Consider the following 22,155-nt stretch of genomic DNA (forward strand, 5'->3'; position numbering starts at 1 on the left):
AAGGATAAAGACGATTGCCAAGCATACTGTGAATGGCTGGCTGAAAGAAGGAAGGAAGAGATGAAAAAGGCGGAGGAGAAGAAATGAGGATAGATATTAACAAGCTTCGAGCAAAACACCGCAATTATTCTGAGCCTGTTCATGTGCTGTCTGTTGACTTGGAACTCCGAATCTTCTGCTGGGACTACATGGGTGAGGAAATACAAGACACATTCGACTATGTTGAATATTGGGAGGCAGACGAGGCATGAGTGAACAATTCATAGTTTTCGCAATCCCTGTGCTGGACTATCCAGTACAGGGCTATCAGCCGGGAGATATGCGAGTGAAATTGCAGGAGGAAGTGAACGAGCTGATTGAGGAAGTGGAGGCCAATGACTATGACCAGCGGCGGACGCTTTCGGAACTGTTCGACGTGCTGCAGGTTACGATCGGCCTAATCCGACAACAAGCACGCGAGACTCTACCGCCTGGAGAAGCTACCAAAGTGTTGCAAAATGTGATTGCCCGAGCCAACCAGGACCATCTGTACAAGATTACAGAGTATGGGCGGCAGCGTAGTTGGGAGGCGGCGAGGTCATGACACGGTTTGTTGGGATCGACCCGGCGACCAAAACCGGATTCGTTGCTTTGGACATCGAGGGTAATGTGCTACTGGAAACAGAGTTGAAAGGCAAGGGCCCGAAAGTGCCAGGAGGAATTTCCACTAAAGAGCTTGTGTCCTTGGAAAATCAGCTTTTCCAGCTCCTTGAAACGGGGGACGAAATCGCAATCGAACAGCCTGCCATGGGCACGCAAAGGGGCGTTACAACCGGGATGATACACGGCGGACTCAGGTCCATGATCTACCGAAAAAATACGATCCACAACGATGTTAATCCAGCCTGGACAAAGAAGTATGTTGGTGTTACCGGATGGACTGGTGAGACGGGTGAGAAGCGGCGGCTGAAAGATAAAGAGAAGAAAAAGGCTGTCGGTGATGCTGTGAAAGAGCATTTCAGCTACAGCCACAAAAGTGACAACGTGGTGGACGCATACATCATTGCTCGAATCTCGTTGAACCTGTACCGCATGCGCGAATACATGCCACTGCTGGACAATGAACCATATCAAATCGAAGTTATTGAATCTATCTTAAATAAGGCATAACACCCGGGGCTATTGGGTCCTGCGGCGGGTAGCTGCGCCCAAAATCGGCTAGAAAGGGGCATTTCATGGGAACACCCATCCCGAATTGGAAAAATGAGTTGTCTTCGCAGGGTCAGGGTAACGTTAAAACGTACACACTTAGCCCGGAGGAACTAGAAAAGATTGTCGGCAAACCTATACCAAAGTCTCACGTAAAACCGCTATCCTTCCGTGCCAAAACACCGACCATCAAGGAGGAAAAACCTACTATGGCAAAAGCAACGAAAAATGATTATTTAAAGCTCCGGGCAGAAGCGTTATCCCGTCCGGATGCTGCTAAGAAATTAGGAATTACACCGAGCAGCCTAAACGCGTATTGGCTGCCGAAATGGGACATTCGCTCCGTAGAGGCCGAAGAAGTGGAAATCGCTCGGTATAAGGAGTCTGTCAAAGCCGAGCCGAAGGATGAGCCCGAACCTGCTGCCCCTGCTCAGGTTGCCGAGGTCGCTGCGGACATAACACCTGTCACTCAGCCGGAAGACGGACCTTATAAACCTGTGCTGACCAAGGCTGAGGACGAAGCTATTAAATGGCTGCTGACCGAGTGGGACAAACAATCCCTTTTGCACGAACACGCCGCTGCCCCTAATGGCTGGCAGATCGGCACGCAAGCGGAGGCTTTGAACGGTATGTCAGTCTGGTTGCTGGCTCAGGCACTTATCTCAGGCTATACGGTGGAGTTAACGCCGGGAGAGAATTTGATCGAAATGTTTGCAGAATCACGGAAGGTGGTTTCAGATTACAACCAAGGATGGAGAGCCGGGGCACGTTCAGCACTCAAGATATTCGGGATATTGATAGATGGGCTTGTAGAATGATACAGCCCCCAAGGGCAGAGAGGACATAAAACCTATGCACTGTAAAGATTGTGAGCATGGTCGTGAAACCACGGATCAAGGCAGGCATTATGGATGGTCTTGCCAGCAAGGAAAATCCAGCCCCATAGGGGACAAGAAGGAGGGGCAACCATGAAGCCGAAATTATTAGATTTGTTTTGTAAAGCAGGCGGTTGTTCTGCGGGGGATGCCAAAGCCGGCTTTGAGGTTATAGGTGTAGATATTAATCCACAGCCCAATTATCCTTATCAATTTATTCAAGCCGATGCATTAGAAATTTTAAAAGACAAACAGTTTCTAAGTCAGTTCGCAGTTATACACGCGAGTCCACCATGTCAGGCGCATAGTAAAGCTAGAAGCCTCTCAGTAGCCAGAAATGGCGGCAAATATGGTGAGCATCTGGACTTAATACCACAAACAAGAGAATTATTAATTGCTTCTGGAAAGCCATACATCATTGAAAATGTTGCGGGAGCGCCTTTAATTAATCCTATTAAATTGTTTGGTTCACAGTTCAAAAATTTATATACACAGCGTGAAAGATGGTTTGAGAGCAACATGCCGCTTATTGAGCCAGACGTTGAATGTGTAAAAATGAAAACACCGTCTGCGGGAAATGGAGTGGGGGAAGATGGGAGCATATCCATATGTGGTAGTGGTGGTGTAAGAGGACTAAACGCAAAACAAATTGTTTTGTATTGGGGATTCGCAATGGGCGGCATTGATTGGATGGTTCGAGACGAGTTGGCTGAGGCAATTCCACCAGTTTACACGGAGTTTCTAGGAAAACAAATTAAAGAACACATTTAAACATATAGGAGGCTTAGCCCTCCATAAGGGGGAGAGACATGATACTACATGGCAACAACATAGAGGTAATGCCTACGTTGCCAGCCGGATCATTTCATACATGCGTCACGTCCCCGCCGTATTGGGGATTGAGGGATTATGGCTTACCCGCCTCCGACTGGCCCGAGGTAACTTATACGCCTATGCCCGGCCTGCCACCTATAACTGTGCCAGCATGGACCGGATGCCTTGGTCTGGAGCCGACGCCGGAAATGTTTGTAGCTCATATGGTGCTGGTGTTCCGCGAGGTATGGCGGCTTTTGAGAGAGGACGGGACGTTATGGATTAATTTTGGTGACAGCTACGCAGGCAACGGTAAGGGAGCATGGAGCAATACCACTGCGCAGAAAGAGGTTTATGTCGCTGCTCCGGGAAGTCCGCAAACCAAGATACCCAAAACTCCAAGCGGATTAAAGGCAAAGGACCTTATCGGAATACCGTGGCGTGTAGCTTTTGCTTTGCAGGCAGATGGCTGGTATCTCCGCATGGATAACATATGGGCCAAGCCTAATCCCATGCCAGAGAGTGTACAGGACAGGCCGACGAAGGCCCACGAGTACGTGTTTCTGCTCGCCAAGTCAGAGAGGTACTACTACGACAAAGATGCCATCAAGGAGCACATGGCAGATTCGAGCATTGCCAGACTGTCACAGGATATTGAAAATCAGCAGGGTAGTGATCGGGCGAACGGCGGGACCAAGACAAATGGGAAAATGAAGGCAGTTGGCAAGGCGTACAGTTTCAAACGGAAGGTTAACGAAGGCAATGTGCCAGGTCAGCCCAAGCAGCACAGGGAGGACAGGGAGGACAGGGAATATTACGGATCCCGGAATAAACGGTCAGTTTGGACAGTGGCCACGGCGCAATTTAGTGAAGCTCATTTTGCTGTTATGCCTGAAAAGATTGCGGAGGTCGGGATTTTGGCCGGGGCGCCCGTGGGTGGTCACGTTCTTGATCCATTTGGCGGCAGTGGGACCACACGTAAAGTGGCTCTGGAGAATAACCGGGAATGCACCATTATTGAGATGGGTAGCCAGTACGTGGAGATTGCAGAGCGGCGGACAGCGGTTATACAGCAGCAGTTATTTTAAGGGGCTGGCATAGCCCAAGGGAGACTGCAAAGTGAGAGGAAAGTAAAAAAAGAGAGCTGTGAGCTCTCCATAGGGCAAAATTAATCAGGCATGATCCAAACGATTTCGGCGATGCGGACAAAAAACTTCCGATGCCTTTCTTCCAAAATTACATGATCTTGTTTGACTTCAACGACACATCCGTCGAGTCTACCGCGAGTAGTCTCAAGAATGACAACTTTTCCAACTAGGGACATTAAAGTTTCAACAACGCAATGATCTACAGGATTGACCACGATAGATTGAGGCATGTGATGCATATGAGGCATGTTGGGCATATAAGACATGTTAGCCATGTGATGCATTTGGTTCGCTTGATAGTTATTCAATTTTTTACCTCCCAATTAGTTATACGTCATCCTATGCTGATGCCTAGACAATGAACTAGGCGGTTGCCCATTTGTAAAAAAAAGGTTAAGCAATTAGTCGGAGTTTTGGCACACAAATAAACGGGCTTAGGCCCATTAGGAGAGATATACATGTCAACACCCGTTGAACGCTGCCCACATTGCGGTAATGAAGAGGGATTTTACACTAAAGATTTTGCTTCCGGGGCAATTAGAACCCGTTATAACTTTGACGGAAGTGAGGCTGATAACACTGAACTATACAGCGGATTACGACACAAGATGGGAAAGAAAGCCCATTGTGCTGAGTGTGACAAGGTTGTTTTCGATATGTCTGAGTATGAGGCATAACAGCCTCTTACCCTACCCAATATAAATATCAAAGGAGCGAATGAACGTATGCAAAAAGTTTGGTTGATTTGTAAAAAAGACGGTAAGGCATCGGGTTATTTGATGTATGAGCAAGACGTTGAAGGGTATGTGAATGCACTTCGGGACAAGGGATTTGAAGAATTTGAAATCTGTACTCCTGTCTACGGTATCGATAACCAAGGTAGGTATGAGATATCCACTCTATTACCTATACCCCAAACATTAAAAGGAGCGAATGAACATGTTTACAGAAACGAATGATCGTAAGTTGCTGCGTGAGATCGGATATGAGGAAAGCCTGCTTGAAACCATGACAGATGAGGATTGCGAAGCGGAGGTACAGGAGCTGCCATACAACGCCTAAACAGGGGCCTTCTGGCCTCTTACCCTATACCCCTATATACCAAGGAGAGTGAATAAGTTGGGATAATACACCTCAAACGCCGAATAGAGCGGTTTTACGTTGACGAGGACGGAGATACAGTATTTGCCCTATACGAAGACATAGATGGATACGTGCATTACAGATACTGCACGTTTGATACGGATAAATACACAATGCTGTCGTGCCTATTTTATAAAAATTTCGTGAGGGAGGAAGAACAGTCATGAGTCCAGGCGCAGTCAAGGAAGGTCTGACATACCACAATGGTAAAGGCGAAAAACGGAAGGTAATCTTGATTGGCAATCGCTCCGGGAAAGACGGGGAGTTGTATTACAAGAAAGAACACAATTCTGGTTGGTATCCTATGACGCTAATAGGTTTTGCAAGGTGGGCAAAAGGCGAGGTAACCGCGAAGGAGGCACAGTCATGAGTGAACGGACATATAAGCTACTGGACGGCAAAGAATTGATATTAGATGGTGATGGCTTATGGATGCGGCATCCTGAACTTGGCATAGCAACAATGAGAGTAGAGTCGGTATTCGGTGACCTACTTGCCCTGGTAGACTCACTCCAAAGCCAACTGGCAGAGAGGGACCGGACAATAGCCACGCTGGAACAACGTATGGAGCAGTCACACCGCGATGCTGTGGACGCAAGGGTGAAGCAAGAGGCGGCAGAAGATGACCGGGACGAGCTTCGTAAGGCACTGGAAGAAATAGCAGATAGCAAAAATGACATGTCAGGTGTGCTTTGCCGAGTTACGGCACGCAAGGCATTAAGGGAGTAACAGCCAAATCAGGGAGGTAAACGGAATGATCAAACGTCAATATAGCTCAGGCGGTCAGATCAAAGAGCAACGCGGCCCCAAAGTTCCTGGTCCAGATGGATACGATGCGCCATCTATTGGGCCGGATTTACTATTAAATAGCTTGCAGGCACCTTTACCCAAAGAGACAGTCAAGGAGATTCGCAGATTAGACCGTGCTGGTGTACCTCGTTCGCGCATTGCGAAGCTTACAGGGTTATCGAAGCTGCGTGTTGTCCACGAACTGGCGATGATGGGTGTTGTTAAACCGGACCCAGCTAACAAGTACGCTCATAAGAGCAAACCAAAGGGGTGACCATCAAATATGTGGTTTAAGATCCTGCTGGGCTCTATTATAGTAATCTCTTTCCTCGGAACAGTAGCGGAAGGGGACCGTAATAAAGAGCTCGCCCGCAACATGGCCTGTATCTGTGTTGCAGCTATATTAGCGTTGTCGATACTGTTCGTTTTCTATAAATAATTGAGAGGGGTAACCACCCATGGCAAAAGCACAAAAATTTCATTCAGAAGCATCGAAAGAAACCTATGAATTGTTGGAGGTCATGATTGATAAACATCACGATAGCCTATCAGGCTCTGACTTCCTCATTCTTTTCAAACACGGGGGATGGGTCTCTAAAGGTAAAACCCTGTTTGGCAAATTCAAAGTCCTTACGGATGATTTACGAAGCACAATGAAGCGAGACGCGATTTTGTATCTAAACGCTGATATGTGGAACCGGATGGCAGAACCGCAGCGTCGGTATGTACTGGATCATGCGCTGTTCACTCTAGATCTTAAATATGACCGTCATGGTAAAACGAAAATGGCCCCTGACGGACGAGCGTTGCTTACTACTGTACCTCCAGATATCGAGGGCTTTGCTGAGGTTATCAAGCGCCATGGGGCAATCACAGAAGACGTGAAGCGTCTTGCCAAAGCCCTGACGGAAACCAACCAGCTCACCATAGAGGATATTGCAAAGGAAGAAGAAAAGCCGCAGGACAAGCCAGCAGAGCCACGTGAGGGTGTGAAGGGTTATATCCATCCTGACGGGACAATTGATATCAATGATCCAAACCAAGCGAAATTACCTATTGATGACGAAGCAGCCGCAGCCGCTGCAATTGCCGCAAGTGCTGCAGGTGGCGATAATCCCGACGACGATTTGCCTTTCTAAGCAAACCGCACTTATACGCTCCCCGGCTTCGGTCGGGGGGATTTAATACAGAGCATGAGGTGATTATGTGGGTCAACAATCATTTGAAGATTTTGAGTTGGAAGAACTTGATCCTAAAAAAACAAAGTCAGCGGTGGAAGGCGTTCTCCAGAAATATAGGATGTACCGTTACCTTGTGTCTGAGGATAGAGAAGCCAGCACAACCGCAGCGTATAGCGATATGCCGCGCAGTAGCCCAACTAATGTGACAAGTGATCAGACAGCAAGTATAGCTATTCACAACGTGGATGCACAATCATTCCGTCGGTCTTTTGTTGAAAGAGTCGAGCGGGCCGTGAACACATTGCCCAAGACGGAAAGATTCTTAATCCAAAAGCGATACATGAATAATGACGCGGAGTATATAACGGATGGGCACGTTTATAACTTTGAGTTTCAGCCTCCGTGTAACAAAGACACTTACGGGAAGATACGCAGGAAAGCATTCTATAGATTAATACTCAAACTGGATGATCTAAAAATATTACGTATATCAGAAATTTTTAATCCCGAATGAAGGACAAGCCTCGGTGAATATATTGAGGGAGAAGGAGGGGATGGACATGGAGTGCCAGCAGACTGGCACGCGTACTTGTGAAGACAGCGACGAAAAAATCATCTTAGGGCACATACAGGGAAAGCATGGACTAATTACAATAAAGGCCCCTAATAAAGAACCTTCCCCGAATGATCTACATGAGATATACGCAGCAGTTGCTACAGCTATGATTCATACCATAAAAACTCAGAAAGCCCCTGATGAATAGGGGCTTTTCTTTTTGTTATTTATTTTGGTTTTATGATGTAACAATCTACGAATAGTATGTTTTATGATAATACTAAAAAATTGAGCTTGGCTAAATTGGCCTTTAAGTTAACGGTCAGATCAAATTTAGCGGCTATCCGTCCACGGCCTTTTTCCGTTAATGTAACCTCGATGCTATCAAAGGCAGCTCTGAGAATTGAATTTTTCATTGTTTTATTATCTGTTGCATGGTATTGGTCTAACACAGTACTTATGTTCTCCCTGATTAAGTCCGTGTCCACTTTGTTTTCCCCGGTCCGATCAGCTTGTTCCTCAAAAGATTCTTTCAATTTCTTTAAATCCTCCAGTTGCTTGTCCACCTCTGCTTTACGCTCATCAAACATCTTATCGTCATACTTTCCGCTTTCATATTTCTCATATATGAAGTCCATTCTTTTTTTCAAAGTTTTGGTCTGTTTTTCAATGTATTCATCATCGTAGGCTATTTCCGTAGACTTTTGTTCACTAGCTAAAATAGTGCTGAAAGTGTTGTTCAACTCATTCTCATCTAAATCAGAAAGGTAGGAGAGAACACTTATTATTTCTTCTTCTACGTTTCTGTATTTTATAAAGGTGCATCCAGCAGTTGTACACCACAAAAATTCTTTATGATACTGTATCACTTCGCCTGACTTTTTTTTATAGTTCTGAACACTATACTGCCTTACCATGCGTCGTCCACATTTGGTGCATATACATAAGCCAGCCAATTCACAAGGAGAGAAGTCCATTTTAGTTCTCGGTTTATGGGAAGAGTCATTGATTTTCTTTTGTGCTTTCTCCCAAATGTCTCTATCCAAGATAGCGGGGATCGCATCAGGAATAATAATATGCTCCTCTTCTGGACGTGCAACGGCCTTGCCGTTAATCCGTTGTGTTGTTCTAAACCTCATGACACCAATGTATCTTTCGTTACAAAGCAATTGACGCAGCACTTGTGGTTGCCAGTCTCCCTTACCGCGTGGCGGTTTAATAGAGGTCTTTTTGCTCAAGTAGCTGGCGAGTGCTCTATAAGATACATCTCTTCTATGTCCCCCTGGCTCTACCACTCCATTAACGAAGAAGTCAAAAATCGCGCGTACTTCCCGAGCCTGTTCTTCATCTATTTCTAATTTTTTTGTTGCCTTGTTATATGTGAATCCATAGGGAGCGGCACCAGCAACCCATCTACCCTCAATGGCATTATTCACTCGGCCTCCAAAAAGTCGTTCCCTGGTTGTTTCAAATTCTTCCCGGCTCATGAATAATTCAAAACGAATTTGCCGCAGATCGGAAGGGTTGCGTGGGTCATATACTTTATACGGCGTGATTATAAAAATACGATTATCTACTATTAAATCGTAGATAACGCCCATGTCAGTGTATGATCCGCGCCCCATGCGTGAAATTTCTTTAACAGCAATGGCCTGATATTTCTTAGCTTGCAAGTCTTCTATTACAGACTGGAAGACAGGTCTGGACGATATTTTATCACCAGAACCAACTTCGGGACGCTGATCATAAGGTAATCCAACGGGCTCAAGCACCCTGTCCATAAGCTCTTTTTGGGCAGTCAACACATCTTCACCCGTTCTCCGTTCTTGTTCCTCGTCCGCTCTGGATTTACGAAGGTAATTAATAATGAATTCTATTCCTAAGCTCAGGAGGTATTCTCTATTCAGTAAAGCCACACTAACACGCCCTTTTGGTTTGTATTTATATATTATGATAGTTACTATGATATAGCCAAAGACATGCATAAATAAAGAGAAAAATTTCAGATGAATTATAGATGTTACCTAGAAAACAAAGCCTGAATTATAGGTTATTCTTATAACATAGGAAAACAAAGAGAGAGCAGCACCCGACACGACAATATACCTGTTTGACGGTGGTAGGCGTAAGACGAGCGGCACCAGTTAGCCCCTTGCTATAAGACCTACAGAGAGCCGCAAGGGTAGGACAAGCGGGCATGCTGTTCTGTCTATTTCCTTCACTCCACTCTTGCCTGTCCATGCGCTTATATCGGGCGTGTGGCATCTGTATGCGGTGATCCTAGCCGTTAAAGAGTGGATCGGGAGCGCTGCCGGACGCGTCAGTAAGTACCGGATTCCGAAACAAAGCTTATATCATGATGTGGTGGCGGAAGATAGACGCATACACAGGACACGCGCGGCTTTAAAGAGCGAGGCGTGGTATGAGGTGATACTCAGTGCAAGGGTGAAAGTCCCTTGTTCACATCAATGGACCCGTAAGCCTTGGCAGGGCATTCATGAGTGTTCCTGCCAAGTTGGGTCAACACATCAAACTAAATTTGAGACAGCCGTAAAGCGGGTCATAATACCCCATCAATAAGGGCGGCAGACTGTTCCGCACGTAATGCGGACTATAGCGATTGACGGTAAACGCCGTGAAATAATTACCGTCCTTTCATGCACGGTTAGCTCAGTGGCAGAGTGCAGGCGGGCCCGAGTAAAACAGACCTAGAGGCGTGGGTTCAATTCCCACACCGTGCAACGTGCAGAATATCTGGTGTGCTGCTGGATTCATTTCTGGCTGGCCCCGGTTCAAGTCCGGGCTTCTGCTACTATAATTTTCGCTGGAGCTGAAAATTTTTTATTCTCGACCTGTTTGCTCAAAAACGATAGAATCTTGATGACAAATAAATTACATCAAGGGAGATGTCTTCATGAATAAGCATACTAGGGATAGGGATATTTTAACTCCTGCAGAAGTGCTATCAATTGATAAGGAAATATTAGAAGTGTTGTTTGAAAAGACGGGGTTTGATTACAAACCAGGTGATCAGTTTTTAATAAAAGGACAACCTGAGGCCACTTATACGGTTGATAGCACCATGTTGGATGAAGAATATCATTACTTTCTTGTATACGGGAACGGGCAAAAAATCATCCATAATGATGTATACCCACTCTTTACAACCGGCATGTTGATTGAGTGTTTGTCTTTTCATCACGCTTGTGTTCTTCATTCATTTGGTAACGGATGGCTTCTTTTGTGGGACAGCATGATTTCCATTGAAAGCAAAAAAGATGAGCTGCTTGTATCGTTCTTGTGGAGAGCATTAGTAGAGATTGAGCAATCGGGGACATTTTTTTGGTAGTCAAAAAGCTGCAATAGTGTTAATGCCCGTGATTCAAGAAGAAATAATTGATGATGAAGATTGAGCACCCTAACCGGTGCTTTTTTCTTTGCCCAAAGGAGGTATGATGATGAGACTATTACAGTGGCTTGTACGATGGACAGCAGCCCGATATGAGGTCCCAAGGAACAGGACAGAGCGTCGTCGGGGAACACGTGTCTAGTTGGGGGTACCAAATCTGATACCTCCATCCTCTGAATCTTGGGGGTTCAAATCCGATACCTCGGCTTTTAGGGTGTGAACGGCACTGCATGCAAGCCGAAGATTTTACAGCGAATTTTTATACACTATATACATGAATAATGAATATTTGCGGTGGACGATTGTACCCCTCTAACATGATTCTACTGGCGGATGATTGTCCCCCACTAGATGAGTGTATGAATGCTATAATCCCTTATGTATCAAGGGTTTTAGTGGATTACACACTCAAGATGGTGTGCAAAATGTATCAACTACATGGATGTATAAAGGGTGCATAACGCCGAATTTGGGCTAAAATAGGCCGCTTGACAGCCCATTAGGGTTCTCAGTATAATGCTCTTATCCTTCGTATCTAGTAGCTAAGTACAAGGATATTAATATGGAGCGAAGCGTTCATATGCACTTCATCTTCAACATCAATTAAAAAGATAATTTAAAACAGCTTGTGCTGCACATCTTTTCAGTGCGGCACTAGGCCAGTCCGGCTATGAGGACGGTCTTATCTTTAAATCTTTTAGTGCATACGTTTAAAGTAACTTTAATGCTATATAGTATATGTGATGCTAAAAACCTTGGTATAAAAGGGTTATTAATACCTATAAAACATAATACGTTTAACGAAGTCACTCCTATAAAAGAGTGGCTTTTTTTGTGTTCATACATAAAACTGATTGGAGGAATGAAGGTGAATGTATGGTTAGACCACATTATAGATATGACAGGATTGATAGTAACGTTATGGTTATTGATCAGAGCATTTAAACATGAAAACAGCGGTGATATTCCAAGGGCATCATACTACGTACTATTAGCCTGCTTCGTACAGATAGTCTTGTATATATGAGCAGGGGCACACTCTTTAAACCAAATGATTTAAAGATTAAAGAATAAAAGAAGGAGGCGCGCGCGTGAATCAGACTGAGGCTAAGGAATCGGTACAGATGACACACATTAATCCTAATTATTCATGAGAAAGGATGTGAGAGACTATGAGCAGGATAGCACGAGAAGAACAATACTCTGACGATGATGCAGTTAAGAGATTCCTCGATGAACTACTCAGTCTATCGAACCTGACGTTATCACTCAAAAATGTAGAAAAGATCCACGACGACATACTCGGCAAGGATATCCACCCTGATGTTAAGGCATTGCTCAGTATCTTAGATGATAAGGACGACGCAGACCTTAGACGCATCTGTAATAAACTGATCAAAGGCGGAATACAATTGGGATTTCTATAAGATAAATAATCTTAAAAGCTTTCTTTTTCTCCAGAAAAATTAAATTTGGGTCCTTCTGGAGCTTAAAAATAGACACGGGTGCGTATGAGCCCGAAAATGCTCCAGTTTTTTATTCAGGATTTCACTTCCGTTTCCGCTTTTAAAAGCGTAGGAGCGCGATAGAGATATTTTTTCTACTAATTAAGGGGTCAGGTAGGGTCAGGATTTAAGAGGGCTTAAAACGGAAGCAGGAGGGCTGACGATGGCTAAAGTTAAGACGGAAGCAATTAAGGTACATGATCAAATAATTCAGACTGGCGAGCTGGCTGCCATCGTCGGCAAATCAGACCGCTGGATCAGGCAATTGACCGCTGAAAAGGTGCTGCAGCAGTGCTCCAGAGGTAAATACAACCTGGGCGAATCTGTTCAGTCTTATCTTGAGCATGTTTCTGGTGGTAAGGAAGAAGATAAAAGGCCACGGTTGATAGATTACAAGACCGAACATGAAAAAACCAAGGCAGAAAAAGCGGCGCTAGAGCTGGAACTTTTAAAGGGTAACCTCCATGCTACGGGAGACGTGGAAAAACTACTCGCGGACTTGATTATAACAACAAAGTCGCGGCTGCTTGGGATTCCGCACCGGGTAGCGACTGAGTGTGAGAACGAGACGGCGGATATTATAGAGTCAGTTGTCCGGCGTGAAGTAGAATCAGCACTTGCTGGGCTGGCCCGTTATTCCCCGGATCAGATCGGTGGCGGCACAGATGATAGCTGACAAAACGATAGACCTTTTTAGCAGAGCCAACAAGCAGTGGGAGCCAAAACCGCACCTGAGTGTCTCTGAGTGGGCGGACAAAAACCGAATGCTTACAACTGAGAGCAGCGCAGAGCCGGGACCATGGCGAACAGATCGAGCAGAGTACCAGAGAGAGATTATGGATTCTATTAAGACCTGGGAAGAAGTAGCTATTATGGCCTCGGCTCAAGTCGGTAAGACAGAATTTTTGCTGAATGTTACGGGTTCGTACATTGACCAAGAACCTTGTCCTATCATGCATGTGCTGCCCAAGGATGATTTAGTTCAGGCTTATTCCAAAAAACGTCTGACCCCGATGATCAATAGTTGCGACGCTTTAAAATCGAAGATCGGTCCAGCCAAGTCGAGAGACAGCAGCAACACGATTGAAGAAAAATCTTTCCCTGGTGGTTATGTGACAATAGTCGGGGCCAATGCTCCAGACAGTCTTTCTTCGCGTCCGATTCAAGTTGTTCTGTGTGACGAGGTGGATAGGTTCCCGGTTTCCTCCGGTAAAGAAGGAGACCCAATTGCTCTTGCTACTGCACGGACAACAACATTCCGGCACAAGCGGCGGCATTTGTTTGTATCAACTCCGGTTGATAAGGAAACTTCTCGCATCTACCAGCTTTACGAAGACAGCACCATGGAACAATGGTGCTTACCGTGCCCGCATTGCGGGGAGTTGCAACCTCTAAAGTTTAAAGGTGGGATTGAATACGAACATTACGAGTCGGAAAGCGGCGAGATTGTGGTCACGAAGGCTGAATATCGCTGCTGTTATTGCGGGATGTTGGGATCTGAAAAAGAGTGGAAGCGCGGGGAAGGGTCATGGATTGCCCGTAAAGAGCATTCAACCCGACGCGGATTCCACATCAATCAGCTTTCAAGCCCCTGGTCTGACTGGCGGGAGGTCTCGAAAAAGTTCTTAATTGCCAAGCGTGAGGGTGTAGACAAACTCAAAGTCTTCATAAACACGGTCCTTGGAGAACCTTGGGAAACTAAGGTTAAAGGAATGGACGAGAAAACGTTGATGCAGCGCCGTGAGGTGTATGAACAAGAGGTGCCAGAGGGTGTGAAAGTCATTACGGCAGCAATTGACACCCAAGATGATCGTTTTGAAGTGGAGATTATGGGCTGGGGAGCTGGTAAAGAATCTTGGAGAATAGAATACCGCCGTATATATGGAGACTTGGACAGGCCCGAAGTGTGGGATGAGCTGGACAGGTTTCTTTGTCGTTCATGGGTTGGACCAAACGGGCGAGGATTCCGTATTGTGGGCGCTTGTATGGACTCTGGAGGTCATTACACCAAAGAGGTGTACGAATTTACTAAGCCAAGAGAATACCGCCGCATATACGCCATTAAAGGGCAAGGGATCAACCCAAAAACGGCAGAACACGTCCCGTTCATCGCCAAGCATACCCGTACCCAAATGTATAATGCGATATTAATTCATTTGGGGGTAGATGATGGCAAGGTCAAGGTCCATGACAGCTTAAAAGTAGAATCGCCCGGACCTTTATACTGTCATTTCCCGGGCGAGGACAAGGGATACACGCAAGAATATTTCTTGGGTCTGACTGCTGAAACTCACAAAGTAGTGGTAAAAGAGGGTGTTAAGTACAAGGCTTGGGTCAAGACCCGCGACCGAAACGAACCTTTTGACCTTGCTGTCTACAACCGGGCAGTTGTTGAATTGTTGAACCCCAACCTTTCACTGCCCATTGAGCAACAGCCTAACGGTCCTATCATTGATCCTGATGCTGGAGGGGGAGTAATTGCACCACGTAAAAAGCGCAGGCAAGGCGTTAATAGCAGTGTGTAAACCATATGAAGGAGGTGAAGAGGGGATATGCCAAATATCACACTTGAAGAAGCAAGGGAAAATCTGACCGCATGGCGTGATGCTGAGATGGCTCTTGCTACAGGACAATCGTATAGCATCAAAGGGAGATCAATAACCCGTGTACCCATGAGCACAATTCTTGAAAGGATACGTTACTGGAGCAAGGTGGTTGACGATTTGGAAAATCCGGGCCGGAGGCGTTCCCGTACTCGTGCGTTCACCCCGTTTGATATATGAACAGGCTTGAACGGATCATCAATTATGTTGCTCCTGGTGTAGCTAAAAAAAGAGCTGCAGCCAGAACTGAAACTATTCGACAAGAAAAAATCGCAGTTATTTTGAATCAAGGGTACGGTTCTCATGGAGCCAGCCGGACCAAGAAAAGTATGACCCTTTGGAATCCTGATATCGGTGATGCCGATTCGGATATCCATGATTACCTTGAAGAACTGAGAGCACGTTCCCGGGATCTTGCTGTAGGCGGAGCGATTGTTGCCGGAGCACACAAGACCATGAGAACAAATGTGGTGGGAACGGGGCTCCGGCTCAAACCAGCGTTTGACAAGGACTTTTTAAATCTAAACGCTGAGCAATCCGCAACATTAAAATCTCAGATTGACCGCGAATGGTCGTTGTGGGCCGATTCGAAAAATTGTGATGCCGCAGGACTGAACGACTTTTATGGACTTCAACAGCTTGCTTTTCTTTCTCAGCTTCAAAGCGGTGACGTGTTCGGATTGTTGCCTATGATTAAACGCCCGTTTTCGATCTACGATCTAAAAGTAAATCTGATTGAGGCTGATCGTTGCAGCAGCCCAAATCTTTCGGATACGGACCGGATACAATCCGGGGTTGAAGTAGATGAAACAGGTATGATTGTTGCCTATCATTTTAGTAGTCGTCACCCAGGAAGTGGCAAGAGCTACCTCGGCGGCGCCCAAAAATGGACGAGGGTGTTGTCACGGGGGGAGGGGACAGGTAGATACAATGTACTCCACCTAATGGAGTCTGAGCGCCCAGGACAGCGCCGTGGTGTTCCAGTCATTGCGCCAGTTATTGAGGCGTTGAAACAGCTTGACCGCTACACTGAGGCGGAATTGACGGCTGCTGCAATACAAGCGATGTTTACTGTGTTTATCGAAACCGAAAATGCCGATGATCCGAACGCGTTCGGTTTGAAACCACCTGACACTGATAATTTAGACGGTGACGAGCTACCGTCCAATGACATTAAACTCGGGGCGGGAGCTGTTCAGTTTCTTGAGCCGGGTGAAAAAGCGAATTTTGCAGACCCGACAAGACCAAATCCGAACTTTGACCCATTTGTTACGGCTATATTGAGGCAGATTGGTTCGGCGTTAGAAATCCCTTACGAAATGCTGGTCAAACACTTTACATCGTCTTATACAGCTAGCCGTGCAGCAATGTTGGAAGCATGGAAAATGTTCCGCATGCGTCGAACATGGCTTGCTAAGTCGTTTTGTCAGCCTGTGTATGAAGAATGGTTTGTCGAGGCAGTTACAAAAGGACGCATCGACGCGCCGGGCATCTTTGATGATCCGGCTATTTTTCGTGCCTATACAAAAGCTGCTTGGCACGGTCCGTCTCAAGGTATGCTCGATCCGGTCAAAGAGGTTAACGCGGCAATCAGCCGTATTGAATATAACTTTAGTACCGCAGAGGGCGAAACAGCCGAACTCACAGGCGGCGAGTGGGAGTCCAACGTTCAGCAAAGGGCACATGAGTTGGCTACGCTCAAAAGGTATGGACTTAGTGAGGGCGCAGCTAAAGCAGCAGCCACCGCTGCTCCAGCGTCGTCTAATGTAGGCGATGAGGAAGATGATAACGATGACCCGGAAGGAGGTGAGAAAGAAAATGCCCAAGAAGATCAAAGCTAATGGCCCTATTATTGGCGATGCTAACGCATGGATTTATCAATGGTTTGGCATTCCGGCTGTGAGTCCGGGGATGATTTCCAAGGAACTCGACTCAGCTAACGGCGACGAAATCGAACTATATGTCAATTCTCTCGGTGGTTCCGCCTTTGACGGCGCTGAGATTTACACTTTACTCAAAGATTACCCCGGGAAGATTACTGCGAAAGTAACAGGCGTAGCGGCTTCTGCTGCTTCGGTCATGATATCGGGCGCTGACGTTATCAAGATATCACCGCCAGGACAGATCATGATTCACAACGCTGCAACGGGGACTGATGGTGACAAGAATGACCACGACCGTTCTTCCGCCTTGCTGAGAAGCACGGATGAGGCGATAACCAATGCTTATTCACTCCGAACAGGTAAGACAAGAGACGAGCTTCTGGCCCTTATGGATAATACAACTTGGATGAATGCTCAGAAGGCTGTCGAACTTGGATTTGCGGACGAAATAATGTTCAGCGAAGGCGCCACAGAAGTTACCAACAGCGCTTTTGATATGCTCAGCAGTGACGGAGTTTTGCCAGAGGCGGTCATAAACAAGGTTCGCAACGAGCTTCTTAAAAGCGGCGGATTCACAAATCAGCCCCCAGCGCTTGGGGACGGCGGGTTGGAAAGGATAATCCCCTTGCAAAGCATCCCAAATCTGCAATTTGCTTCGACAGCCACGCAGCCTGTAGCTGCTGTTAACGCAAATAAAGGTGGTACTCCGCAAGCCGGAGTCACACTTGAGGAATTAAAAACTGAGATTAACTCTATGAAGGGGGAAAAAGAAACAATGGATCTTAACCAATTAAAAAACGAACATCCAGACTTGTATAACCAAGTCGTAGAAGAGGGTGTGACAAACGAACGCCAACGGATTACGGCGCTGAATGAATTAGCTGCTGCTCCGGGCGCTGCCGAAATTGTAAAGAACGCTATCGAGGCAGGCCAAACCGTTGCAGAAGCTTCCTTTGCGATTGTGCAAGCTTCTATCGCTAAGAAAGGTGAGGTAGCAGCAGCACGTCAACAAGACGCACAAAATAGTGGGGTAAATGACGTGCCTGTCCAAGAATCTACTACACCAGAAGCCAAGAAAGCCGCTGAGGAAGTGCAGGCACAAACAGAAGCGGAAGAGGTAATTGCAGAAATGAAAAGATTACGGGGAGGTAAATAATTATGCCAGCATATGAAAGCCAGCCTTACGATAACCTGATTGCGGGATATGTTGTACCGCTCGCTAACGTGTCCGTCATTGTAAAAAGCGGCTCCGGCGTCATTAAGCGCGGGACTGTTTTGGGGGTTGTATCTCAACTGCCTGAAACGAACGCTTCTCATGGAATGTACATCGTGGCTCCTGTGGATTCCAGCAAGACGGACGGTTCTAAAACGCCTTTTGCAATCCTTTCCGATCAGGAAGTGGATGCAACCACCAAAGATGTACGAGCTACAGGTTATGTGAGTGGGGAGTTTAATCGCCATGCTCTTATTTTTGGTGGCACGGACAAGGTTGAAAAGCATGAAGTAGCAATGCGTAACATTGGTCTAATCACAAAACGGGTAGTAGAATAGGAGGATTTAAACAATGCCAGATATTTATTCTTTGCCGCAACTCCTCAAAGTAGTTGGGCAGTTGCCGCAAACCTCAGAGTACATTTTGAGCACATTCTTTTCTGACGGTGAGGTTGGGCTTACAACAGAAATTGAAATTCAAACGCTGAAAGGTAAGCACCGTATCGCACCTTACGTCTCCGAATTACAACAAGGTAAGATTGTACTGCGCGATGCTTTCAGCGCGAAGCAATATTCCCCGGTTCCCGTTAAGCCGGCACGAAATATTACTTATCACGACCTTAAAGCTCGCCAAGCTGGAGAATCCCTGTATAACCCGGATAGCGTTGAACAACGCCTCCGTAAATTGATTGCTAGGGATTTGGTGGAACTGAATGACACTATTACTCGCCGTAAAATCGAGATGGCATCACAAATGATTTTCACGGGTAAGGTAACGCAAATCGGTGAGGGCGTGGAACAAGAACTGAACTATGGATTCTCAAATACTATCACTCTTTCCGGTAAAGACCTATGGAGTGACCCGAATTCTGACCCTATCAAGTTCTTGGCGGGATTACGATTGTCTGTCATGCAAAAGAATGGACAAACTCCGCGCAAAGTAGTGGGTGATTACGAAGCGCTAATAGCCCTGACCCGTCACCAAGCCATTCTGAAATTAGCCGACAATAAAGGATTGACCATCGGTAACATCGACACGACTTTGTTGCCTGACGGCGTAACTCACCATGGGTTCCTGAGAGACGTTGGTCTTGATCTTTACAGCTATACAGGTACGTTTGTGGACGACGACGGCGTAGAGAAACCATTCATCCCGGCTGGTACGATTGTGATCCTGCCAGAAGGCAAGCCGTTCGAATTCCTTTATGCAGCTAACCCGGTTATGGTCGGAGATGATGATATCCGTTTGGTTAACCAACAAGTGGTTGCGCAAGTATTCGCGGACCGCCGCACAGCGGTTCGCACGCTGGAACTGCAAAGTCGTCCGTTCCCGGTGCCGCTGAACATCGAGAACTGGTATGTAGCGAAAGTCCTATAAGGAGGGATATCCATTGAATATTGAAGCATTGGGGAAAATCCGCCACAGCGGAAAAGACTTCGCTATAGGTGACATTTTAAGAGGACTGAGTGATGCAGAGGCCCAACGCCTTGTGAGTCTTGGATCGGGCAAAATGGTCATTGATGAAAATCACGGAAGTGAAGGCGGTAACCCGGGGGTGTTGCAATCAACAAATGCCCCCATTTCCTTAGATGAATTCGCAAAGTTGCAGGCTGTTGAACAAAAGGAACGGCTTGAAAAACAAGGAATTGAACCTGCATCTAATGTTGAGGGTCGAGTCGAGCAGTATACTGCTTGGTTGGACAAAAACAATGCGCTCGTTTAAGGATCAGGTTGAGAAGGATGTAAAGTCCGTCTTTCTGAACGTTAAAGAGTTTGCCGACTGGCATGAAATATCTTTTATGAGTCCGCCGAAAAACGGATTGCCTGCCGCTCCCGAACCGCCTGTCAGAATGTTGGTTATTGTTGATGATGATGAACTGAGAGATCGGAAAAGTAGCGCCTCGAATCCTACGGATGGCGTTTACGATGCCGATCTTTTATTTTATGCCCAGCGTGCCGACTTCCTTCTACACTTTGGCAGGCTTCCGGTCATGCAGAGCAAAATCAGATTCGACGAACGCACCTATACGGTGACAGATATCCAAGATGACGAGAATATGGTTACTGTCACGTTGGGGCGTAAAGGATCATGATTCGGGTCGATACCAAAGAGCTTGGAACCATGAAGAAGCGCTATGAGAAGGTAAAAGCTCAGGCCAAAACGGTTGTATCCCGAGCGATGAACCGTGTTGCATCTAATGCACGGACCAATGTAAAAAAAGAAATCGCAAAGGAATATGTGATCAAGTCAGGCGATGTAAACAAAACATTGTCTACCACCAAGGCCAGTGCTTCATCTACTTCAAGCGTAGTGCGTTCGACCAGCCAGGGAACTGGACTGGATAAATACAAGTTCAATCCGAAACGAGCAACGGGAAAGCGGCCTAAAGTTTTGAAGGCGGCTGTTAAAAAAGGGGGAGCAGTAAAGGGGATCAAGGGCGCGTTTGTGGCAGACAAAAACGGAGTAAAGATATTCGTCCGTGAAGGCAAGAAGAGGCTGCCTATTCGCCGCCTGTATGGTCCTCCTGCGCCGGAAATGTTCAACCAGAACAAGATACGCACCCCCGTCGAACAAAAAGCCCGAGAAACCTTCGAGGAACGTATTATGCACGAACTGGATAGGGAGTTGAAACCATGACCCCATTTATGCTTAGAGACGCTTTAGTCAAAGAACTGGAGCGTCTTTTTGCTGACTCCACATACCTCAATGCACGCGCTGAGTTGTCCAAACTAAACATTTATGCGCAGAACCTGCCTGCAAAAAGCCAAGAAGATGATGACGATCATTACCCGTTCATCCTTGTTCGTGTTGGTGATGTTGTCGATGTTTCGGACACTGAAAATTCAACGTGCGCAATCATGTTGAGCGTGGGGATTGTTGATGAAGGGCTGGACATGCGCGGTGAAGACACGATCCTAAATATCACGCAGCGGATCAGACAGCACTTTCTGACCAATCGCACTTTGGACAAGCAATTCATTTTGGAACCCCAACTGACGTGTTCACTGTTTGACGAGGAAAATTTATGGCCTTATTTCTTCGGCTACGTGGACATGAGTTGGATTATTCCTGCTATAAGAGAGGGTGTTCAGTTTGACTACTGAAAAAACAGAAACTCAAGACGTTAAACAGGCGGAAAAGCCGCCTGTAAAAGATAAGAAATACGCTTCGCCTGTAGTACCTGTTCAGCCATCCCAATCAGCCGAACGGGAGCAACTTATTTACATTGGTCCTAATCTGCCAGGTGGTCGGTTGGCACGGTCATTTATTTCCTTAGGCGGTTTTCCTGAGTACTTGAACGATTTGGCTGAACAGGTGCCGGAAATCCGTGATCTGTTTATTCCGGTTACTGAGCTCTCGGCTGCAAATGCAGCACTCAGGGTACCGGGATCAAATCAACATATCGCTTACGCCGCCGTGGTGGAAGCGATCCGAAAAGGAGGAATTTAAGTGGCTGAACGTCATGGCGTTTTTATCACTGAACAGCCCGCATCTGTCATAACCCCTGTGCGGCTCAACGTCACCTTACCTGTTGTATTCGGTACGGCTCCGGTCAATCTTAGTACGTTGGAGACAGCTCCAGTTAATAAGCCTATTCTGTGTGAATCGTGGGCTGACGCGGTTGCCGCGTTTGGATATTCGGACAATTGGGATGATTTTACCCTTTCTGAATTCATGCATTTCCATTTTAAAATTTCGAAACAATCGCCAGTCGTTTTTATTAATGTGCTGGACCCCGCGAAGCACTCGACCGCAGTTACGGCGGCGTCCTATACGTTGGTTAATGGCACGCTGACGGTTGCGGTTCAAGGGATCATTAAACCGTCTGTACTGGTCACATCGTCGGA

Annotated in this window: 30 protein-coding genes, 1 tRNA gene and 1 pseudogene; 30 read left to right on the forward strand and 2 right to left on the reverse strand. The window is 46.4% G+C overall.

Going from position 1 to position 22,155, the window contains the following annotated elements; translation table 11 throughout:
* Positions 1-83 precede the first annotated feature (83 nt).
* The 6 genes from C1I60_RS24525 (at position 84) to C1I60_RS14160 (ending at position 3,964) form a co-directional block, all read left to right on the forward strand.
* On the forward strand, positions 84-251 hold the full coding sequence (locus C1I60_RS24525) for a hypothetical protein (RefSeq protein WP_170970816.1): 168 nt from the start codon (positions 84-86) through the stop codon (positions 249-251).
* Positions 248-583 carry a hypothetical protein gene (locus C1I60_RS14140; protein WP_137062313.1) on the forward strand — a complete coding sequence of 112 codons (336 nt, stop codon included), beginning with the start codon at positions 248-250 and terminating at the stop codon, positions 581-583. The genes C1I60_RS24525 and C1I60_RS14140 overlap by 4 nt, the downstream gene beginning before the upstream one ends.
* A complete protein-coding gene (locus tag C1I60_RS14145) occupies positions 580-1,149 on the forward strand; it encodes a RuvC family protein (protein WP_137062314.1) in 570 nt (189 codons plus the stop codon). Before C1I60_RS14140 ends, C1I60_RS14145 begins: the two co-directional genes overlap by 4 nt.
* 65 nt (positions 1,150-1,214) lie before the next feature.
* Positions 1,215-2,006 (forward strand): hypothetical protein, encoded by a 792-nt coding sequence (locus C1I60_RS14150; RefSeq protein WP_137062315.1) that lies wholly within the window; start codon positions 1,215-1,217, stop codon positions 2,004-2,006.
* A 150-nt stretch (positions 2,007-2,156) separates the two neighbouring features.
* A complete protein-coding gene (locus tag C1I60_RS14155) occupies positions 2,157-2,834 on the forward strand; it encodes a DNA cytosine methyltransferase (RefSeq protein WP_170970817.1) in 678 nt (225 codons plus the stop codon).
* Between the two features lie 38 nt (positions 2,835-2,872).
* Positions 2,873-3,964 carry a DNA-methyltransferase gene (locus tag C1I60_RS14160; protein WP_137062317.1) on the forward strand — a complete coding sequence of 364 codons (1,092 nt, stop codon included), beginning with the start codon at positions 2,873-2,875 and terminating at the stop codon, positions 3,962-3,964.
* Positions 3,965-4,044: 80 nt separating this feature from the next.
* Here the strand turns inward: C1I60_RS14160 and C1I60_RS14165 are convergent, their stop codons facing one another.
* Positions 4,045-4,332 carry a DUF2642 domain-containing protein gene (locus C1I60_RS14165; RefSeq protein WP_353505568.1) on the reverse strand — a complete coding sequence of 96 codons (288 nt, stop codon included), beginning with the start codon at positions 4,330-4,332 and terminating at the stop codon, positions 4,045-4,047.
* Positions 4,333-4,482: 150 nt separating this feature from the next.
* Here C1I60_RS14165 and C1I60_RS14170 point away from each other — a divergent pair, with 150 nt between their 5' ends.
* The 8 genes from C1I60_RS14170 (at position 4,483) to C1I60_RS14205 (ending at position 7,651) form a co-directional block, all read left to right on the forward strand.
* A complete protein-coding gene (locus tag C1I60_RS14170; RefSeq protein ID WP_137062318.1) occupies positions 4,483-4,701 on the forward strand; it encodes a hypothetical protein in 219 nt (72 codons plus the stop codon).
* 48 nt (positions 4,702-4,749) lie between these two features.
* Positions 4,750-4,983, forward strand: coding sequence for a hypothetical protein (locus tag C1I60_RS14175; protein WP_137062319.1), 234 nt, complete (start codon positions 4,750-4,752; stop codon positions 4,981-4,983).
* The gene (locus tag C1I60_RS26195) at positions 4,964-5,086 is read left to right on the forward strand and encodes a hypothetical protein (protein WP_289306526.1); all 123 of its coding nucleotides are present in this window, start codon (positions 4,964-4,966) and stop codon (positions 5,084-5,086) included. Before C1I60_RS14175 ends, C1I60_RS26195 begins: the two co-directional genes overlap by 20 nt.
* 244 nt (positions 5,087-5,330) lie before the next feature.
* Positions 5,331-5,537, forward strand: a complete 207-nt coding sequence (locus C1I60_RS14185; protein ID WP_137062320.1) for a hypothetical protein — start codon at positions 5,331-5,333, stop codon at positions 5,535-5,537.
* Positions 5,534-5,896, forward strand: a complete 363-nt coding sequence (locus tag C1I60_RS14190) for a hypothetical protein (protein ID WP_137062321.1) — start codon at positions 5,534-5,536, stop codon at positions 5,894-5,896. The genes C1I60_RS14185 and C1I60_RS14190 overlap by 4 nt, the downstream gene beginning before the upstream one ends.
* Before the next feature lie 25 nt (positions 5,897-5,921).
* A complete protein-coding gene (locus tag C1I60_RS14195) occupies positions 5,922-6,230 on the forward strand; it encodes a hypothetical protein (RefSeq protein ID WP_137062322.1) in 309 nt (102 codons plus the stop codon).
* Positions 6,231-6,414: 184 nt separating this feature from the next.
* Positions 6,415-7,095 (forward strand): putative metallopeptidase, encoded by a 681-nt coding sequence (locus C1I60_RS14200; protein WP_137062323.1) that lies wholly within the window; start codon positions 6,415-6,417, stop codon positions 7,093-7,095.
* Positions 7,096-7,162: 67 nt separating this feature from the next.
* Complete coding sequence (locus tag C1I60_RS14205; protein WP_137062324.1) at positions 7,163-7,651, forward strand: ArpU family phage packaging/lysis transcriptional regulator; 489 nt, start codon at positions 7,163-7,165, stop codon at positions 7,649-7,651.
* Between the two features lie 311 nt (positions 7,652-7,962).
* Here C1I60_RS14205 and C1I60_RS14210 read toward each other — a convergent pair whose 3' ends face one another.
* Positions 7,963-9,609: a recombinase family protein gene (locus tag C1I60_RS14210; protein WP_252361719.1), complete on the reverse strand. Its 1,647-nt coding sequence runs from the start codon at positions 9,607-9,609 to the stop codon at positions 7,963-7,965.
* 743 nt (positions 9,610-10,352) lie between these two features.
* Here C1I60_RS14210 and C1I60_RS14215 point away from each other — a divergent pair.
* The 16 genes and pseudogenes from C1I60_RS14215 to C1I60_RS25640 all read left to right on the forward strand — a co-directional run.
* Positions 10,353-10,434 (forward strand) — tRNA-OTHER (locus C1I60_RS14215).
* Positions 10,435-10,607: 173 nt separating this feature from the next.
* Positions 10,608-11,042, forward strand: coding sequence for a hypothetical protein (locus C1I60_RS14220; RefSeq protein WP_137062326.1), 435 nt, complete (start codon positions 10,608-10,610; stop codon positions 11,040-11,042).
* A 1,232-nt stretch (positions 11,043-12,274) separates the two neighbouring features.
* On the forward strand, positions 12,275-12,529 hold the full coding sequence (locus C1I60_RS14225) for a hypothetical protein (protein WP_137062327.1): 255 nt from the start codon (positions 12,275-12,277) through the stop codon (positions 12,527-12,529).
* Positions 12,530-12,770: 241 nt separating this feature from the next.
* The gene (locus C1I60_RS14230; protein ID WP_137062328.1) at positions 12,771-13,283 is read left to right on the forward strand and encodes a hypothetical protein; all 513 of its coding nucleotides are present in this window, start codon (positions 12,771-12,773) and stop codon (positions 13,281-13,283) included.
* Positions 13,273-15,132: a phage terminase large subunit family protein gene (locus C1I60_RS14235; RefSeq protein WP_137062329.1), complete on the forward strand. Its 1,860-nt coding sequence runs from the start codon at positions 13,273-13,275 to the stop codon at positions 15,130-15,132. The genes C1I60_RS14230 and C1I60_RS14235 overlap by 11 nt, the downstream gene beginning before the upstream one ends.
* A 27-nt stretch (positions 15,133-15,159) precedes the next feature.
* Complete coding sequence (locus tag C1I60_RS14240; RefSeq protein ID WP_137062330.1) at positions 15,160-15,390, forward strand: DUF6148 family protein; 231 nt, start codon at positions 15,160-15,162, stop codon at positions 15,388-15,390.
* Positions 15,387-17,051: a phage portal protein gene (locus C1I60_RS14245; RefSeq protein WP_137062331.1), complete on the forward strand. Its 1,665-nt coding sequence runs from the start codon at positions 15,387-15,389 to the stop codon at positions 17,049-17,051. Before C1I60_RS14240 ends, C1I60_RS14245 begins: the two co-directional genes overlap by 4 nt.
* Positions 17,029-18,249 carry a head maturation protease, ClpP-related gene (locus C1I60_RS14250; protein WP_170970818.1) on the forward strand — a complete coding sequence of 407 codons (1,221 nt, stop codon included), beginning with the start codon at positions 17,029-17,031 and terminating at the stop codon, positions 18,247-18,249. Before C1I60_RS14245 ends, C1I60_RS14250 begins: the two co-directional genes overlap by 23 nt.
* Before the next feature lie 2 nt (positions 18,250-18,251).
* Positions 18,252-18,644: a head decoration protein gene (locus tag C1I60_RS14255; protein ID WP_137062333.1), complete on the forward strand. Its 393-nt coding sequence runs from the start codon at positions 18,252-18,254 to the stop codon at positions 18,642-18,644.
* A 13-nt stretch (positions 18,645-18,657) separates the two neighbouring features.
* On the forward strand, positions 18,658-19,683 hold the full coding sequence (locus C1I60_RS14260) for a major capsid protein (RefSeq protein WP_137062334.1): 1,026 nt from the start codon (positions 18,658-18,660) through the stop codon (positions 19,681-19,683).
* A gap of 13 nt (positions 19,684-19,696) precedes the next feature.
* On the forward strand, positions 19,697-20,029 hold the full coding sequence (locus tag C1I60_RS14265) for a DUF7210 family protein (RefSeq protein WP_137062335.1): 333 nt from the start codon (positions 19,697-19,699) through the stop codon (positions 20,027-20,029).
* Entirely contained in the window at positions 20,016-20,399 is a 384-nt protein-coding gene (locus C1I60_RS14270; RefSeq protein ID WP_137062336.1) for a hypothetical protein, read from the forward strand. The genes C1I60_RS14265 and C1I60_RS14270 overlap by 14 nt, the downstream gene beginning before the upstream one ends.
* Complete coding sequence (locus C1I60_RS14275) at positions 20,396-20,944, forward strand: phage tail protein (protein WP_137062337.1); 549 nt, start codon at positions 20,396-20,398, stop codon at positions 20,942-20,944. The genes C1I60_RS14270 and C1I60_RS14275 overlap by 4 nt, the downstream gene beginning before the upstream one ends.
* Complete coding sequence (locus tag C1I60_RS14280) at positions 20,941-21,411, forward strand: hypothetical protein (RefSeq protein WP_137062338.1); 471 nt, start codon at positions 20,941-20,943, stop codon at positions 21,409-21,411. The genes C1I60_RS14275 and C1I60_RS14280 overlap by 4 nt, the downstream gene beginning before the upstream one ends.
* Positions 21,401-21,757 carry a hypothetical protein gene (locus C1I60_RS14285; protein ID WP_137062339.1) on the forward strand — a complete coding sequence of 119 codons (357 nt, stop codon included), beginning with the start codon at positions 21,401-21,403 and terminating at the stop codon, positions 21,755-21,757. Before C1I60_RS14280 ends, C1I60_RS14285 begins: the two co-directional genes overlap by 11 nt.
* Positions 21,758-22,155 (forward strand): annotated as a pseudogene (locus C1I60_RS25640) (phage tail sheath family protein); the annotation flags it as partial.

The organism is Paenibacillus terrae (genome assembly GCF_005217525.1).
Taxonomy (GTDB): Bacteria; Bacillota; Bacilli; order Paenibacillales; family Paenibacillaceae; genus Paenibacillus; species Paenibacillus terrae_C.

Bases quoted from the DNA above. Each gene is read 5' to 3' on its own strand.
- C1I60_RS14195 (WP_137062322.1), top strand. From the start codon at position 5,922: ATGATCAAACGTCAATATAGCTCAGGCGGTCAGATCAAAGAGCAACGC.
- C1I60_RS14280 (WP_137062338.1), top strand. From the start codon at position 20,941: ATGACCCCATTTATGCTTAGAGACGCTTTAGTCAAAGAACTGGAGCGT.
- C1I60_RS14190 (WP_137062321.1), top strand. From the start codon at position 5,534: ATGAGTGAACGGACATATAAGCTACTGGACGGCAAAGAATTGATATTA.
- C1I60_RS14200 (WP_137062323.1), top strand. From the start codon at position 6,415: ATGGCAAAAGCACAAAAATTTCATTCAGAAGCATCGAAAGAAACCTAT.
- C1I60_RS14240 (WP_137062330.1), top strand. From the start codon at position 15,160: ATGCCAAATATCACACTTGAAGAAGCAAGGGAAAATCTGACCGCATGG.
- C1I60_RS14170 (WP_137062318.1), top strand. From the start codon at position 4,483: ATGTCAACACCCGTTGAACGCTGCCCACATTGCGGTAATGAAGAGGGA.
- C1I60_RS14250 (WP_170970818.1), top strand. From the start codon at position 17,029: ATGCCCAAGAAGATCAAAGCTAATGGCCCTATTATTGGCGATGCTAAC.
- C1I60_RS14185 (WP_137062320.1), top strand. From the start codon at position 5,331: ATGAGTCCAGGCGCAGTCAAGGAAGGTCTGACATACCACAATGGTAAA.
- C1I60_RS14235 (WP_137062329.1), top strand. From the start codon at position 13,273: ATGATAGCTGACAAAACGATAGACCTTTTTAGCAGAGCCAACAAGCAG.
- C1I60_RS14255 (WP_137062333.1), top strand. From the start codon at position 18,252: ATGCCAGCATATGAAAGCCAGCCTTACGATAACCTGATTGCGGGATAT.
- C1I60_RS14275 (WP_137062337.1), top strand. From the start codon at position 20,396: ATGATTCGGGTCGATACCAAAGAGCTTGGAACCATGAAGAAGCGCTAT.
- C1I60_RS26195 (WP_289306526.1), top strand. From the start codon at position 4,964: ATGTTTACAGAAACGAATGATCGTAAGTTGCTGCGTGAGATCGGATAT.
- C1I60_RS14145 (WP_137062314.1), top strand. From the start codon at position 580: ATGACACGGTTTGTTGGGATCGACCCGGCGACCAAAACCGGATTCGTT.
- C1I60_RS14245 (WP_137062331.1), top strand. From the start codon at position 15,387: ATGAACAGGCTTGAACGGATCATCAATTATGTTGCTCCTGGTGTAGCT.
- C1I60_RS14160 (WP_137062317.1), top strand. From the start codon at position 2,873: ATGATACTACATGGCAACAACATAGAGGTAATGCCTACGTTGCCAGCC.
- C1I60_RS14140 (WP_137062313.1), top strand. From the start codon at position 248: ATGAGTGAACAATTCATAGTTTTCGCAATCCCTGTGCTGGACTATCCA.
- C1I60_RS14220 (WP_137062326.1), top strand. From the start codon at position 10,608: ATGAATAAGCATACTAGGGATAGGGATATTTTAACTCCTGCAGAAGTG.
- C1I60_RS14270 (WP_137062336.1), top strand. From the start codon at position 20,016: ATGCGCTCGTTTAAGGATCAGGTTGAGAAGGATGTAAAGTCCGTCTTT.
- C1I60_RS14175 (WP_137062319.1), top strand. From the start codon at position 4,750: ATGCAAAAAGTTTGGTTGATTTGTAAAAAAGACGGTAAGGCATCGGGT.
- C1I60_RS24525 (WP_170970816.1), top strand. From the start codon at position 84: ATGAGGATAGATATTAACAAGCTTCGAGCAAAACACCGCAATTATTCT.
- C1I60_RS14230 (WP_137062328.1), top strand. From the start codon at position 12,771: ATGGCTAAAGTTAAGACGGAAGCAATTAAGGTACATGATCAAATAATT.
- C1I60_RS14225 (WP_137062327.1), top strand. From the start codon at position 12,275: ATGAGCAGGATAGCACGAGAAGAACAATACTCTGACGATGATGCAGTT.
- C1I60_RS14150 (WP_137062315.1), top strand. From the start codon at position 1,215: ATGGGAACACCCATCCCGAATTGGAAAAATGAGTTGTCTTCGCAGGGT.
- C1I60_RS14155 (WP_170970817.1), top strand. From the start codon at position 2,157: ATGAAGCCGAAATTATTAGATTTGTTTTGTAAAGCAGGCGGTTGTTCT.
- C1I60_RS14260 (WP_137062334.1), top strand. From the start codon at position 18,658: ATGCCAGATATTTATTCTTTGCCGCAACTCCTCAAAGTAGTTGGGCAG.